The organism is Moorena producens 3L, assembly GCF_000211815.1.
Classification (GTDB): domain Bacteria; phylum Cyanobacteriota; class Cyanobacteriia; order Cyanobacteriales; family Coleofasciculaceae; genus Moorena; species Moorena producens.
The window spans coordinates 1-16,206 of sequence record NZ_GL890941.1; the positions used below are offsets into that span (position 1 = coordinate 1).

A 16,206-nucleotide genomic window follows, 5' to 3' on the forward strand; every position below is an offset into this window, starting at 1 on the left:
CGGGAAAAACTCCTGTATAGCTAGCTTTGGGTAGAAATTGTAATTTTAAGTAATGACAGTCCTAAAGCTTACAGTTCCAGGATTAAGAGTACCCACAAGGGTACTGTTAAAACCTAGAAAAAGCAACGAAACTAGAGGAAGTTGAAGAGTTCTAAACTACAGCAATTTCAGGATTCAGTCTAGGTCTAACGGGCTAGTTGAAAAGCTACCCTTGCCAGCTATCAGCTATCAGCTGTCAGCTATCAGCTATCAGCTAATGCGCTATAGGCATAAGCTGACGGCACCTCAAGTAGCGTAGCCTACGGCCAAAGGCTGACAGCTGACAGCTGAATGCTTACAGTCAATCACTAAGTCAATCACTAACTAATCTGAGGAAATTAGAAATGAAAGAGTTCAATACATTAAGCCTAATGCTAATTATTTATCTGGTTATTTTTGTTAGTATCAGTCCTAGAGAAGCCAATAATTTTATTCAATTTATCCATGAAGCTTGGTAATTGGTAATAGGCAGAAGTGTTGCCTAGGGAACAGAAGATTGTCGGGATAGGGGTAAGATGGGGACTTAAGAGTCTTGGTGGGTAAATCCTGTGGGAGAGCCACCATTGAAAATTTGCTGCATAATTCTTGGTGGTTAGCCAGATAAGTTTATAGGTAAGCATTCCGCTATCAGCCATTAGCCATCAGCATTCAGCTATCAGTTATTGGCCAAGGCCAAGGGTGAGCCTTGGCCGTTGGCCACGCTACGCGAACGGCTGACGGCTGACGGCTGACGGCTGACGGCTGAATGCTTACGTTTATAGATACTTAAAAATCGGCTATTAGCCCTCAGGATTCAGCAGGTATTGCCTTAGAGGATATCTCCCAAGTTTTTTGATACTGAATTTTGCCCCCCTAGCCCCCCAAGCGAGCAATCCCTCGCTTGGGGGGAACAAGAGTCAATTTGCTTCTAAAAGTCCCCCAAAATTGGGGGACCAACGGGGGCTTGGATGTAGCAAATGAGACTTCTCAGACAACCTCTTAGCTAAATGCTTACGAATTTTGAAACATATCTGCCCCTTAATAAGGGGTTATTCCTATTTCATAAAAAAAAACATAATTTGACACTTAACTTAATAAAATAGCCAACTGCTATATGTTCTCCCGCAACCTCGCATTTATCATCGGTATTAATAACTATACAAACGGCATTTCCACCCTGAACACCGCCGTCAACGATGCTAAACAACTAGCAGAAATTCTCCGCGAGAAGCATGATTACGAAGTCTGGGAATGCCTAGACGAAGTGGCAACTCTGTCTAAGTTTAACAAATTTTTATCCCATACCTTACCCGAACAAGTCACTGAAAATGACCGCTTATTATTTTACTTTGCTGGTCATGGAGTCGCTCTCAATGGGGATGATGGCCCGGCTGGTTACTTAATTCCTCAAGATGCCAAACTGGGGGATACTAATAGTTATCTGCCCATGACGAAGTTACACGATGCTTTAAGTCAATTACCCTGTCGTCATTTTTTGGGTATCCTCGACTGCTGTTTTGCTGGTGCTTTTAAATGGTCGAATACTAGGGATTTACTCACATCGCCAGAAGTAATTCACCAAGAACGATACGACCGTTTTATTAGTGACCCAGCCTGGCAAATTATTACTTCTTCAGCTTCTGACCAAAAGGCTTTAGATAACTTTAATTTAGATAGCGAACGCAGTCAAGTCGGCAATCATTCCCCTTTTGCGGCGGCATTATTAGAAGCCCTCGAAGGGGAAGCAGATATCTATCCTCCTGCTACGAATGGTAAACCAGCTGGAGATGGGGTAATTACAGCCACAGAATTATATTTACATTTACGGGATCGAGTAGAAATTCCCACAGAAAAATACCGTCTACGACAAACCCCTGGTATTTGGTGTTTAAATAAGCACGATAAGGGAGAATATATCTTTCTTTCTCCGGGACATGAACTTAACTTACCGCCAGCACCACCATTGGATGAGTCACAAAATCCCTATCAGGGTTTAAACTCCTTTGACGAGAAACATAGTTCACTGTTTTTCGGTAGAACATTACTAATAGAAAAGTTAGACTATTTTGTCAAAGCTAATCCCCTGACAGTGGTGTTGGGTGCTTCTGGTTCGGGTAAATCTAGCTTGGTCAAGGCCGGATTAATTCCCAAACTACGGCAAGATAATACCGAGAAATGGTGTATTTTGCCAACCATCCGTCCTGGTGAGACTCCCTTGGAAGCATTAAATAATGTGCTGACTGATGCTAAGTTACCAGGGGTAGAGCCACAAAACCCCCAGCATAACCTGGCAATGAGCATTGATGTTTGGGCGAAAAATAACCCCAACTCTAAGTTATTACTGTTTATTGACCAAAGCGAAGAAATTATTACACTCTGTCAAAACTTAGATGAGCGTAAGGAGTTTTTCCAACAGATACTCACAGCCATCAATGCCCATCGGGATAAATTACGGGTAGTATTAACCCTACGTTCTGATTTTGAACCCCAAGTCAGGGATGCTGGCTTAAAGTTGGCACCGGAAGTACTAAATCAATTGGGAACTAAGGTACTGATAAATCTTTGGCAAAGTGGACGATTTATTGTACCGGCGATGACACGAGGGGAACTAAGGGAAGCGATAGAAAAACCGGCTCAAGCACGGGTAATGTATGTTCAACCCCACGAATTAGTAGAACAATTGATTGATGAAGTGGCGGATATGCCCGGAGCATTGCCCCTGCTGTCTTTTGCCTTAAGTGAACTGTATCTCAAGTATTTAAGGCGGCAACGGCAGGCACAATACAGCGGTATTACTATTGACCGAGCGTTGACTCAAGCCGATTATATGGAATTGGGGGGAGTAATGCGATCGCTAACTCAAAGGGCTGATAAAGAGTATCATTTGCTAGTTCAAGAAAATCCCGCTTATGACCAAGTAATCCGTGATGTGATGCTGCGGATGGTGGCACTAGGTGGGGGTGAGTTAGCCCGTAGGCGGGTACCGTTATCGGAACTAGAATATCCACCACCGAAAAATGGTTTAGTGAAGGAAGTAATTGAGCGCTTTAGCAATGCACGGTTACTGGTTATTGGAGAAGATGCTGAGGGGAATCCCTATGTGGAACCTGCCCATGATGCTTTGGTGCGGGGTTGGCAAAGGTTGCTGGAGTGGAAGCTTGAGAATGAGGAAAATTTACTTCTACAACGGCGGTTGACTCCCGCAGCCCAGGAGTGGGAAAGCCAGCAACAGGCAAGGTTTCTTTGGAATGCTAACCCTCGTCTTGATTTGTTGAAAAAGGTATATTTATCCGATGATAACTGGCTTAACCAAGTAGAAGCTGAGTTTGTGCGGCGCAGTATTGGGCGAAAAAGCTTTAATACTCGTCGGAATTGGGGTGTTGCGATCGCAGTTATGCTAGGGTTAGGTACGGGTTTGGTCTTTTCTTTGATTGGACAGAGAGAGGTACTGATAGGTCAAGTCAGAACTAATATAAAATCTGCAGAATCGACCTTACCAAACCAAGAGTTGGATGCGTTGCTTAACAGTTTACGGGCAGGGAAAGTTCTTAAAGATTGGCCTGGATACTTATCCCTATTCAAGCCAGAAAGTGAGCTACCGTTTTTAATGGAGCCAGAAAGTGAGCTTCAACATCAATTGTTACGAACTTTGCAAAAGGTATTCTATTTAGCGAAAGAACGTAACCGCATAGAAGTGCCTCAAAACTTTAAGAAGATGTTTTTTAAGGATGGTGAGTTACTGATTGCTACAGCAGGATATGATGGTATTGTCCGCTTACAAGAGTTGATGGGACAACCACTAGCCCAAGTATTTTCAGGACATAAAGGTGAAGTCAATCTTGATATTAATAAGGATGGTCGCTTATTAGCAACCATTGACAAGCAATGTACTGTTCGCCTGTGGAACTTGGAAGAAAAACAGGAAGAGCCACCAAAGCTTATAGCTTCTATCTCACAGTCTAAAGATTGCGAAGTGAGCGGTGAGGTGAGCGGTGAGATCATTTTCAGTCCTGATGGCAAGAAGCTTGTAGCCTATAAAGACCGAACAAGCACTATCTACCTGTGGGACTTAACGGGAAATGAACCGAAGCTATTAAAAAAGGATCAAGACAATTTCAGTAGTATTAGCTTTAACTCCAAGAACCAGCTAGTTGTAGCTGTAGCTAACGAATCTGACTATACCCTCCGCTTGTCAGACTTTGTGTCTGGCAGTCAGTTAGCAGAGTTTAAAGATTTTTATGGGTGTTATTCGTGTGAGAGTCAACTCTTTGGGAACCTCGTTTTTAGCCCTGATGGTACATACTTGGCAGCCGCCTATGGCACTGATAACAGCATTGCCTATGTTGTTAGTTTAGATCATGAATCGTGGGAGAGTTTTAAACCCCTAAGCAGAGCTGCAAGCATCAGTTTTGATGCCAATAGTCGTCTGATTATCGGTCAACAGAATAATGGTATTATTAGTGTTCATGATTCATCTGGGTTTCATTCTTTACAATTTGAACTGAAAGGGCATCAAGGTAGTATTGGTGAGGTTATTTCTAGCTCGAATGGCAGAAAAATTGCTAGTATAGGTGATGACAAGACTATTCGCTTGTGGGAAACAGAGAACAAGCAAGTGGAAGAGTTAATCCCAATTGAGGGGAAGTTTAAAAGTCTCAGCATCAGCCCCGATAGCAAGCAACTAGCTGCTGTAAAAGAAGATGGGAGTGTCCATTTGTTAGATTTGAATGCTAATAATAATAAGTGGGAGCAATTTGCAGATATTCAAGGCATAAGTCAAATCATTTTTAGCCCTGATCGTAAGCAATTGGCTGCTGTAGACAAAGATAATACGATTAGCCTATTAGATCTAAATGGAAAGGAATTGTATCCACCCCGAAAATTCAAAAAACCAATTAGCCAGCTTATTTTTAGCCCTGATAGCAAGCGTCTGGCTGTTATAGAAAATGATGATGGTATAATCCATCTGTTGGATTTGAACAAAAAAAACTGGAAAACCTTGCCCTTCAAATTACCTCTTCGTATCGCTTTTAGCTCGGATGGCAGGCTGTTGGTGGTGGATTTACTAGATGACGAACATGTAGATAAACCCACTATCGTCTTAAAGGAATTGAAGCCTGGTAATGAATTGGATTCTGGGAAGGAATTAGTTCGGTTTAAGGGTGCTGAGAACCCCAGATTCAATAAGAATAGTATTGTTCTTAATACTCAGGGTAACTTATTAGCAGCTATTGCGGACAGCGATTATATCCATGTATGGGATATATCAGGAAAATTATTGACTGCTTTCAAAGGGCAGCAAAAAAACAAATTAACCAGTATAAGTCAAAGTGCTGATGGTAGCTTAATAGCTACCCTTGACCAGAATGGTACTGCAAAGTTGTGGCAGTTTGGAGGATTGGATGAACTCCTATCCAAGAGTTGTGATAGGGTGCGTGACTATCTTGAGAATAACCCCAATGTTGACAAGAGCGATCGCAATCTCTGCGAGAATGTACCAAAATTGGCGATCACCGAAGACTAATCGCACTCCAAAAACTCTTGGCACACAAGTGCGATCACTTGTAGGCAGATTTACTACGGTTGCTTGGGAAGTGCGATTGGCCGTAGGCCACGCTACGCGAGTCACGCTTCGCTTCCGCTAAAAGCGATCGCACTCTCGTTAATCTTGGTTGAGAAGTCGTGCGCTAAACGTAGCTATGCCTCTAGGGCTTATCCCACCGAAAGCATTACCTACGAGTTCGATTTGCTATCAGCAACAGATAGTGAACGCATCCATTCATCCAAATCGTCAGGTTTCGTAAAGTCCAACAACGCTTCCCCCAAAGCTTCAAGCTGAGGGAGGGATAAGGCTTGAACCTGCGCTCGTATTTCTGGGGACACTTCGCCAATGCGACGCAAGAGTTGGCGGAGTATAAGAGATTGTTCCCCTTCGTAACGGCCTTCATCCTTAATGTCTTGATAAATTACAGACTGCTCCATGATATCTCTGCGTAAAACCTGGTTAATGAAGTTCCTCTTTAATAATAGCCCTGCTAGAATCCCAGCGGACGCAGCCACATTGGTCTGTATCCTCATTTCTGGAATCGCCTCAACTCTTGCAGCCACCTGACGCAAGGTTTGAGCAGCGTCGGGGGTTTGTGTCAGCACAGCCAAGGGCAATAACCCCGTCGATTCCAGAAACGGCTGAGTTGGTTGTTCCCATAGCCGAATCACCTCAAATTCGTGACGAGTACCAGGAATCTCAAACGCTGTCTGATAAACGAGTGCAGAAGTTGAACGGGTTAAGTAAATGACCACTTGGCGCATCTGCTTATTGGGAAAACGGCGGAAAACTCTTAGGCGGTAATCTGCCATTCTGAAGGCCATAGTTGAGTCAGGTTTAGTCTGAAACTCGACGTGAAGGACAAAATCATCAGAATTCAGCAAAATCAAAGCATCCGCTCGAATGGGTTCAAGGGACAGTTCAGATGGACTGAGTTGGGTCATGGTGATGGGTTCACCAAGTAACCAGGAGGCAAAATCTTCCGAAAAGCTTTCAGCGAGGAACTTGCAGGTATTATCGAACATTAAACGATTATATCAGAGTGCCCGTCTCAGGGATTCTGCTGGATCCCGACTCCCGACTCCCTCGGTGCGCTTTCCGTAGGCGAATTAAATTCGCCACGGGTCGCACCGCTCCCGACTCCCGACTCCCTACTCCCTCAAACCCGGATTATTCAACTGCTTCATAAAAAACTCTTCCAAAGAAGGACGATTTAAAGTCATATTCATCAATTGGGCATCCATCAGCCGGAGGGAAGCCATAAACTCTTGGGGTTCCCCTCGCAATTGACCGTACCAGCAATCATCCTCAAATTCCAATTCCATCAACCACCGTTTGATAATCTCTATATTCCCACCTTTGCCTTTAACTCGGTAGGTGTTATCGGTACCCAAAAGTTCATCTAACGCTCCCATACAAATTAATTCCCCATTAGCGAGAATAGCGATGCGATCGCATATTTTCTCCACATCTGACAACACATGGCTGTTGAAGAAAATAGTCTTGCCTTGAGCTTTCAGAGACATAATAATTTCCCGGATTTGGTAGCGTCCCATGGGGTCAAGACCGGACATGGGTTCATCGAGAAATACTACTTCTGGGTTATTAATCAGTGCCTGGGCCATACCGATGCGCTGGAGCATCCCTTTAGAATACTGACGTAGTTGTTTCTTGCGTGCTGCTGATTGGGACAATCCTACTAGTTCTAACAGCCGAGGAATGCGTTTACGTTTTACCTCATGGGGAATTTCAAATAGTCCAGCCGTAAAGTGCAAAAATTCCCAGCCAGTGAGATAGTCATAGAAGTAGGGGTTTTCTGGTAAGTAACCAATGCGCTGCTTGACCTTTACATTACCAAGGGGATGTCCCAGTAACCATCCTTCTCCGCCAGTAGGACGGACAATTCCTAGTAAGGTTTTTAAGAGGGTAGTTTTCCCGGCTCCATTTGGACCGAGTAATCCAAAGGTTTCTCCCTGATAGACCGTTAGGGAGCAATTTTTCAGGGATTCAATTTTTTGATTGAGCCAGAAGCCAGTGCGGTAGACTTTGCGCAGTTGGGAGGTCTGAACCACTGGGATTGCTTCAGAGGTGGTGAGTTGGGGGGGGAAAGTGAGAGTAGATTGCTCCATCCTGTTGCTCAGAAATGAGGGATATAATCTATATTTATTTATTCCCTATTTTGGGGGTGTTTGTGTCTATTCTTAATAAAATTCCTGATAGCTGATCGGGTAAGGTCTGGCTGAATGTTTACGGTCAGTCTTGCTGGATTACTCTTGAGCGAAAAAGTCTACTAACTGCTGACCAACCTCAGGATTGTATAAGCGTAAGTAATTCCAGTAATTACCCAAAACTTGCTTGACATAGTTTCTGGTTTCACTAAAGGGTATAGTTTCCACAAATTCATCTAAATCAATGGGTTCATTTTCCTTTAGCCATTTCCCTACATTACCTTGACCAGCATTGTAACTAGCAATGGCGAATGCGGAGTTATCCTTATACACGCGATGGCTATGGGCAAGAAACCAGGTTCCTAGTTTAATATTATCGTTGGGATTATCGAGTTTATAGTCGTTAAAATTGATGGATTTCCCTACCCAAGCTGCAGTACTGGGCAACATTTGCATTAAGCCCATGGCACCAGCAACTGATGTAATGTTTGCCTCAAATCGGGACTCTTGACGAATTAAGGATATAACCAGTAGAGGATTAATGTTACGCTGTTTTGACTCGGTTTCGATTATCTCTAGATAGGGAAAGGGATAGAGGGCTTGCCAGTAAGCCGGTTTTTTCCTGATTTTCTGGTACTGCTCCTGTTCTTGGGAGGTTTCTCGGTCTTCGAGAGTCTCTACCTCGGAAATTCCTTTGAGGTATTCTCCCATCGCCAGCCTGAACAAGCCATCAGTAAACTGTTGTGGCACAGTCGGCTTGAGGCGAGTTTGAAATTCCCCTTGCCATAGGCTCCAAGCATCCTGGTCTTGACCAAGCTGATACAATTCCTTCAAAGCTGCTGAGCCCACAGGTAACTCGGGTCGCACCGTTGGCCAGTTTAACGTAAGGGATGACTGGCGCAGTGTGGTAAAGTCTCCCACATCCCAACCCAACTGTACCGCTGAGCGCCAAGCATAGTATGATTGAATATGATTGGTAATTACCTGCTTAAACGCTGCTTCGGCTTCCTGCTTCCGTCCTAGCTGAGTTGCCCATTTTCCCGACCAAAACCCTGCCCGACGGGCGATCAGACTGTGGGGATTATCCTTAAGGATCGGCTGAACGTTATGCCAAGCTGTCAGGATGTCTCCGTTTTGTGCCGCCTCTTGAGCCATCTGCCAGCGATAGTCCGCTGCTGCATCAGAATTGCTATAGTTGTCGATTAACAATTGATAGGCTTGCTCAGCAGCGTTGGGACTTTTGAGTTGCTCTAGAGTTTTGGCTTTGGCCAAAAGTGCCTCAGCAGCTCGGTCGGGAAAGCGATCGATAACTTGGTCTAAATACGGGATCTTGTCAATGGGTGGTTCTAGTTCAGCTAGTTGGAGATAAGCCAAGGCAGTTTCCTTGGCATCGGGAAATTCCTCGACCATCTTTTTATAAGCCAGTTTAGCTGCTCTGGGCTTTTGAGCATACTGAAGTGCTCTAGCCCCTAAGTAGCTATGCTTAGGTAATGGTTTAGCATTGCCATAAGCAGCACTGGCTTGAGCATATTTGCGGTCTTTCCAATAGGCTAATGCGATCGCTTCCCAATCTTTCGGCTGGATTATAGCACGATTTTTATCATCGACAGATTTTCCGTAATTACTAACTAGTTGATCTAGCACTAGGGTAACCCCTGGTTGGTCAAAGGTATACCTGGCTAATAACAGCATCAGTTCAGGTTGATTGGGCTGATCCTTAAGCTTTTGCTGGATTAATTCAATGATGCGAGGATGAGAAGGATAGTTTTTCAGTGCTCGTTCCCAGTATTTTGGCTCTTCCGCAGAAAAGTCATACATCTGCTGTATTTTTGCCAACCAGGGCTGCTCAAAACTCCAGATGGTGCTGGCATATTTCGGAGCAATAGATTCCTTTTCTGGTTTGCGGTAGGGTGAATCATCTGACAAGAAGGCATACAAGGCTTCAGCTGCCACTGGCTGATTACCATAGCGTTGGAGCAACTCCTGCCAAGCTTGTTGGGCTTGAGCTTTGTCCCCAGTGAATTGGTAAGCCTGTGCTCGTTTGAGCACAATATGTCCTGCTAATACTGGATATTCCCACTCTAATTTATCTAACCAACGCAGTGCCTCCCTTCCCTGCTGCCCAGCTATAGCATCAACGGCCAATAGGTAACGAGCACGACCACGATTGAGGGATTTTGGTCCAATTGCGATCGCTTCGAGTTGTGCCACCCGCTCCTCGGGGGATTGAGATGCTAGTTTTAGTACTGTAGTGTCCTTGGGATTTCTGCGCCCCATGATTTGCTGGGGGAGCAACACTACCCAACTGGTTAATCCTAGCGGGTTCTTGGGATCAATCAACACTAAGATGCTGATCGAGATCAGCAGTAGGCTCAATCCCACACTAGACGCTAGTAGGATTTGTCGTCTGGTACGCTGCCGCAATTGCTGGCGCAATAAAGGATAGTAGCGGGAGAATTTCAAACGTGACCGTTTCATAGAGCCTCCTTCTGATGCACGTCCATATTAGGATGAGATTTTGGGAATAGAAAGCTCTGTGACATCATCTCCGGCAGCATTGGTATTGTTAAGCTTGAGTAATTGGTGATTATGATCACTCAACGAGCCATTACCAATGCACCATTACTCTGACCCAAAAACACCTTTAACTATAAACACTACTGAAAGAACCGGACAGGATCTGACATTCCAACCTCTATTCCTTTAACCATATTTAGGAACCCCACAACCGTGCTGTGATTTGATAGAAGACTTATGGAACGCGGAAAAATAGTTGCTATTATAACTGGAGCTATATCGATATTGCTAGCGATCGCTTACTTAATTATTGTCCAGCTGCTGGATTTTCGAGGAGAGATGATCCCTGCTCCAGTCAGCCAATCATTAAACTGGGGATATTGGATTGGGTATTTCCCACCAATTGTTGCGCAATGGTTAATCCCTTAATAAAGCGATAAGTGTGAATGAAACTCCCCGCGCGTTTACGCGCGGGGATGCTTGGGCAAGAGAAATACTATTCCCTTGCCGGATCGTTGCCCTAGGTTCTGATCTGCCCTGTGCTTTAGCTGTTTCTAGTTAGCTGTATCCCGCAGTGCTGCCAACACCGTCTCATGAATCACACCATTGCTGACAACCACACCCTGATTTTCAACTAGCTTAGAACCGATCGAAAAGTTCAGGGGCTTGCCATGCATATCTGTAACAAGCCCACCAGCTTCCTCCACAACAATGGTGCCTGCAGCATGGTCCCAAATTTTCTCACGGTAGTTGGGATACTTCGATGACGGTAAACGTAGGTAAAGGGCTGCTTGACCAGAGGCAACCGCACCATACTTAGCCTGAGAATCCATCCGCAGGGAATCTGCAGTAATTCCCACCGCCTTAGCTACCAAATCTTGCCGAGAATGGTCACCATGACCAGACTCCACGCTTTCGACGAACCGGAGTTCTGCTGTATTGTCAGCATCAGTGACTTGAATCGATTCGGGTTCCCCACCACTAATCGGTACCATGGTTGCTCCCTGACCCCGTACTGCCACAAATAGCACACCCCGTTCACCATCTGGTTGTGCTAGGTTGACGGGTAAAGCTGGGCAAGCTAGCACTCCTACTTTCACTTCACCTTGTTCTACCAAAGCCAAGGCAACAGCATATTGATCATTACGCAGAAACCCTTTGGTGCCATCAATCGGGTCTAAGGTCCAGTAGCGAGGTCCAATCTCTCCATTGCCTAGATTAATCCAACTAACCACTGCCTCAGGAGTAGCATCATTAGTTACAGATTGCACATAACTGGTTACCTGTGCCAACTGATTCGCCATGGTTGGTTCCACCAAATCAGCAGCATCTTCTTCACCCACTACTGGATCATTAGGAAAGCCTTGGGCAAGTAAGCGGCAAATCACTGCCTGAGACCCATAATCGGCAACAGTGACAGGGCTTTTGTCACTTTTTTCCATAGCTTGAGTCACCCGTTCACTCCGGACTTGCTCACAAATTTTGGCAGCGGCTAAGGCTGCCTCAATCGCAACCTGTTTCTCTTGTTGATAAGACATTGTAAATAACTGCTCCTAAGGGCGAAAAGGTTTTTTGAAGTTTTTTTGGTCATGGGTAATAGGTATAGCTAATAGGTAATAGTCCCTTGAGTAATCACAAATCCCAATTAGGGATTACCTATTACTGACTACGAACTGCCTGGTTTTAAAGGCTTGTGGCCTAGCAGCATGTTTTTCCCTGACCTTAGGGACAGAGCTAGGAACTGGCAGTCATTCATAGGTGTCATAACCATTACAAAGGGGGAACTAATCTCCATTGCTGGCATCTTAGCTAGGAAATTCCGGATTAAGAGGAAATTACCAGGGAATTAACTAAGAGCAGTAATCGAGGTACAACAATAATGTATTTCATCCGGATCATCTGTGCCATTTTCCTGCCACCACTTGGTGTGTTCTTGCAAGTGAGTTTTGGCAAGTCATTTTGGCTTAATATTCTGTTAATGGTATTGGGTTTCATTGTAGGCACTCAACTTGGTTTTCCCAAATATGGTGTAGTGCCTGCCATACTCCATGCCGTATGGGTGACTGCTAATCAATATCAGGATTAAACTGTTTACTAGGGACTCTGCCCTAACCGAACACAGAACAGGGATTATAGGTCCGGTAACCCGGCTCTAAAACTAGAAGAATTTGGCACAATGGAAGTGAGTACGCAAACGCAGTGCTTAAGGCAATCAGCCTTGTCCTAACAAACACCAAAGGTATACCAGAATGGATTTAATTCGGATTTTATGTGCTATTTTCCTGCCACCACTGGGAGTATTTTTGCAAGTGGGTATTGGCTGGCCCTTTTGGATAAATATTCTTTTAACCCTATTGGGGTACATTCCAGGTATTATCCATGCCGTTTGGGTGATTGCCAAGAGATAAAATAAAGGATTAGACTGACTACAAATGTACAGTTCAAAACAATCATCCCAACCTGTGAAGTATAAGGCTTTGAACTATCAGGGAGTCTACCCCTGCCCAGTCTGTCGTGTGGGTCAGATTCAAAATTTATCGTTAATGGAAGCTTTTGCCTGTCACGAGTGCCGCCACATTTTCACTGCTGATCTCGAAAGGCAAATACTCAAAATAACCGATCGGCAGCCCCCAATGACCTGGCACTGGAATGGCAAAAAGTGGACAGGGGCCCATCTAGAGGGGGTTGAATGGGGATGGGTGAATTGGTTCTTAGCCTTGGCATTTGTAGTTTGTCCAACGACCTTAATTGGGGCAGCCGTTTATATGTTTCCCCCTGCCCCAGATAGTCCTGTATCTTGGCTTCCAGCTGCTTGGGTAGGGTTAACGTTTTTATGCCATCTGGCAATCGTTGTCTGGTTGGTGATGGAATTTTATCAATTTCCAGTTTGGGAGTACTTGAGAATTGGACGGCAGCGAATTATGGGTCGTTAGTTCTGTTAATTAACTTGAAAATAGTGCTGAGTATTGTTAAGAATAACACCCTTATATTTTCATCCTTTATAGTTTATAATTACTAATTCATACTTGCTCAGGCTCACAGCTCTAGCCGTTTACGTGTAAATTAAGTATAATTGGTTACAAAATTGAGTAATCCTGCTATAAGATAGGGGGTTGCTAAGCTGATGTGCATTTAAAGTTGGTTATTACCTGTTCCCAGATCCCCGCTATCCGAAGTTCCCTTCGAGTAATTTAGGTCTCCCAATCTAAATTCTGAACAGCTTAGTGCTAATTATGCTCGCGTAGCGGCTCGGAAAGAGCATCGCAACCCATGGCACTAAAACCTTTTGGCTGAGCTGATTTCCTAGAGCAACACATTCTTCTGCTCATGTTAAGTCCCACTGATTAGTTATACTTATAGGTTGCTAACAACACTTTTTTGCAACTGATTGACCGTAGGTCACGCTACGCGAACGCTATGATTGAAGAATGTGCAATTTTTAGCCATACCATAGTCAACTAATGCTTATGCTCACAGAAAGCCCATCATTGTATAAATAGTATAGACTAACCCATTCAAAGACAACTGCTGGAACTATCGTACTTGGTTTTGGTGCTATCCTGATGGGAAGCAGTCTACACTTGAGCGTACTGTCGCTTACTGTCAAAGCGTACTGTCGCGTACTGTCAAAGCGTACTGTCAAAAGGGAGGTTGGATTTCTTTCCACGACCACTTGACCACTAATAGACACATTAAGTGCCATGTTTTCATCTCAATCCCCCCAAGAAAATGGGGAATCTCCAAAAGGGGACATTACGCTGAAGGACGCTAACGGTAAAACTCTCGAATGTTACATTGAGCATTCCCTAGAGCTGGAGGGTTGTGAATACCTTCTGCTGTTACCTGTGGACTCACCCATAGAAATTGTTGCTTGGGATGATGATGAAGACTTAGCTGATGCCTCTCTAGTTGAAGATGAAGCTGAGCTTGACTTGATCTTCCCTGACGCCCAAGCTGTTCTGGCTGAGCAAAATCTTCAGCTCAAGCGCACCGCTTTTACCTTAACTGTTGCTGGTGAGTTGCCACCAGTGGACGAAGATGACATTCTCACCCTGGAAATTGAAGACGATAATGTTCCGATGGAAGCAGAGGAACTACAGGAGCTAGCGAGCTTTTATTACAAAGAACAAGAGTATGGCATTTATACGCCTGTAGAACCACTCCTGTTTTTTGCTCGCTCCAACCAATCTGGTCAACCCGAGTTACTGTCTACAGAGGAAATTAAACAAGTTCAGCCATTGCTCGAAGAACTGCTATTCGATGATCTTGATTAGGAGACAAGAACTCGGGTTGACCCCTTAAACGATTCAGGGGAAACTAGTGTTTTGGTGTATAAGAGTATGAAAACTCTCAAAAGCATCTCCAATAGGTTTTTTTATTTCGTTCTGTTGCCAACGACCCTTGGTCTTTGTGCATGGCAGGGCTGGGAGTGGTGGAGTTGGGTGGTATCCCCACCTGTTAAAGCACAATCTTCCGAAGATGTAGCTCCAACCCTCATAAAAATTGAGATTCCCCCAGGAACCCCAGGTCAGCAAATAGGCAGAGATCTTGAAGCTTCTGGTTTAATTCGCTCAGCCGATGCTTGGAAACTCTGGACTCATTGGCGTCAGCTGCTAGACCGAGATGGTGAGTTTAAAGCTGGAACTTACGAACTATCACCAACTCAACCCCTGCCAAAAATCGCCGAAACGATTTGGAAAGGGAAGGTGATGCAGCTGTCTTTCACCATACCGGAAGGGTGGTCGATTCAGCAAATGGCGGATTATTTTGAATCTCTAGGATTTTTCTCGGCTTATGACTTTATCGCTGCTAGTAGCAAAATCCCCTGGGATAAGTACCCTTGGTTGCCCAGTGAGCTCCCTCATCTAGAAGGTTATTTATACCCAGATACCTATAAGTTACCCAGTGATGGCATCTCGCCACAAGCAGTCATCCAACAAATGCTTAATCGATTTGAACAGGTAGCCTTACCAGTATACGAAAAAGGTCAGTACAAAACCCAGCTTAGTATCAATGATTGGGTAACATTAGGGAGCATTGTCGAGAAGGAAGCAGTAGTTGCTGAAGAACGCGATCGCATTGCTGGTGTCTTTACTGAACGGTTGCGGCGAGGGATGAGATTAGAAACCGATCCCACGGTTGAATATGGATTGGGGATTCGACAAACTGCTGATCAGCCCCTGACCTACAAGCAAGTGCGGCAACCCTCCCCTTACAATACCTATCTCAACCCAGGACTACCTCCGACCCCGATTGCCAGTCCTGGAATAGGGAGTTTGAAAGCAACCCTTGATCCCGAAGACACCGAATACCTGTTTTTCGTGGCTCGTTACGATGGCACTCATGTTTTTAGTAAAACCCTAACAGAACATGAAGCAGCTAAAAATGCTATCCGTAGAGAACGGCGAGCAAAGCAATAAACTACAACAACCACTGATCACAGAAGCTTTATCTACTGGGGAGGTTGAGAGAAAAGAATACCCCGTCCTCTTAGGTCTTAAAGTTACCGTAAGGAGAGGGTCGCATTAATCAATGGAGGCGCGCTTTCCGTTTGAAGAATTAAATTCTTCAAACGGAAAGCGCCTCAAGTTTTAACCTTTTTCTGCATTTGAAGTTACCTTAAGAATAAGGCAGCCTTAATCAAACAGTTTTAACCCTTTTTCCCATAGCCGACCAACCAGAAAGGCTGCCTTATTCTAAGGTTTCGTCTTTGAGCCTGCCTCAAAGTTACCGTAAGGATGGTGGAGCCTTAATCAACAAGTTTTAACCTTTTCCGCATAGCCGACTAACCATAAAGGCTCCACCATCCTAAGGTTTCGTCTTTAACCATAAAGGCGACCCTCACAATCAGGTTTCGTCTCCAGGGATGAATTTTCGACAATGTTAATATTAGGAGATAAGGGTGTCAAAAAACTGGGTATTGACCCTACTCAGCTACCGACCGTGCGGGGGAAAGTT

General features: G+C 44.6%; 11 protein-coding genes. 7 read left to right on the forward strand and 4 right to left on the reverse strand.

Annotated elements, in window-relative coordinates; genetic code table 11:
- Window positions 1–1,132 precede the first annotated feature (1,132 nt).
- Window positions 1,133–5,542, forward strand: a complete 4,410-nt coding sequence (locus tag LYNGBM3L_RS20430) for an nSTAND1 domain-containing NTPase (RefSeq protein ID WP_008187324.1) — start codon at window positions 1,133–1,135, stop codon at window positions 5,540–5,542.
- Between the two features lie 209 nt (window positions 5,543–5,751).
- Here LYNGBM3L_RS20430 and LYNGBM3L_RS20435 read toward each other — a convergent pair whose 3' ends face one another.
- The 3 genes from LYNGBM3L_RS20435 to LYNGBM3L_RS20445 form a co-directional block, all read right to left on the reverse strand.
- Window positions 5,752–6,588: an Rpn family recombination-promoting nuclease/putative transposase gene (locus LYNGBM3L_RS20435; RefSeq protein WP_008187325.1), complete on the reverse strand. Its 837-nt coding sequence runs from the start codon at window positions 6,586–6,588 to the stop codon at window positions 5,752–5,754.
- Between the two features lie 126 nt (window positions 6,589–6,714).
- A complete protein-coding gene (locus tag LYNGBM3L_RS20440; protein WP_008187326.1) occupies window positions 6,715–7,692 on the reverse strand; it encodes an ABC transporter ATP-binding protein in 978 nt (325 codons plus the stop codon).
- Between the two features lie 138 nt (window positions 7,693–7,830).
- Window positions 7,831–10,209, reverse strand: a complete 2,379-nt coding sequence (locus LYNGBM3L_RS20445; protein WP_008187327.1) for a lytic transglycosylase domain-containing protein — start codon at window positions 10,207–10,209, stop codon at window positions 7,831–7,833.
- 276 nt (window positions 10,210–10,485) lie between these two features.
- Here LYNGBM3L_RS20445 and LYNGBM3L_RS20450 point away from each other — a divergent pair, with 276 nt between their 5' ends.
- Window positions 10,486–10,677, forward strand: a complete 192-nt coding sequence (locus LYNGBM3L_RS20450; RefSeq protein ID WP_008187328.1) for a hypothetical protein — start codon at window positions 10,486–10,488, stop codon at window positions 10,675–10,677.
- A gap of 125 nt (window positions 10,678–10,802) precedes the next feature.
- On the opposite strand, the gene LYNGBM3L_RS20455 is transcribed toward LYNGBM3L_RS20450, so the two are convergent.
- Window positions 10,803–11,786 carry a 3'(2'),5'-bisphosphate nucleotidase gene (locus LYNGBM3L_RS20455; protein ID WP_008187336.1) on the reverse strand — a complete coding sequence of 328 codons (984 nt, stop codon included), beginning with the start codon at window positions 11,784–11,786 and terminating at the stop codon, window positions 10,803–10,805.
- 341 nt (window positions 11,787–12,127) lie between these two features.
- Here LYNGBM3L_RS20455 and LYNGBM3L_RS50475 point away from each other — a divergent pair, with 341 nt between their 5' ends.
- The 5 genes from LYNGBM3L_RS50475 to mltG all read left to right on the forward strand — a co-directional run bounded on the left by LYNGBM3L_RS50475 (window position 12,128) and on the right by mltG (window position 15,668).
- Entirely contained in the window at window positions 12,128–12,334 is a 207-nt protein-coding gene (locus LYNGBM3L_RS50475) for a YqaE/Pmp3 family membrane protein (protein ID WP_008187337.1), read from the forward strand.
- A 163-nt stretch (window positions 12,335–12,497) separates the two neighbouring features.
- Window positions 12,498–12,656, forward strand: coding sequence for a YqaE/Pmp3 family membrane protein (locus LYNGBM3L_RS36860; protein ID WP_008187338.1), 159 nt, complete (start codon window positions 12,498–12,500; stop codon window positions 12,654–12,656).
- A 24-nt stretch (window positions 12,657–12,680) separates the two neighbouring features.
- On the forward strand, window positions 12,681–13,181 hold the full coding sequence (locus LYNGBM3L_RS20470) for a hypothetical protein (RefSeq protein WP_008187339.1): 501 nt from the start codon (window positions 12,681–12,683) through the stop codon (window positions 13,179–13,181).
- Window positions 13,182–13,949: 768 nt separating this feature from the next.
- Window positions 13,950–14,522: a DUF3727 domain-containing protein gene (locus tag LYNGBM3L_RS20475; protein WP_008187340.1), complete on the forward strand. Its 573-nt coding sequence runs from the start codon at window positions 13,950–13,952 to the stop codon at window positions 14,520–14,522.
- Between the two features lie 66 nt (window positions 14,523–14,588).
- The gene (gene mltG / locus LYNGBM3L_RS20480; protein ID WP_008187341.1) at window positions 14,589–15,668 is read left to right on the forward strand and encodes an endolytic transglycosylase MltG; all 1,080 of its coding nucleotides are present in this window, start codon (window positions 14,589–14,591) and stop codon (window positions 15,666–15,668) included.
- Window positions 15,669–16,206 lie beyond the last annotated feature (538 nt).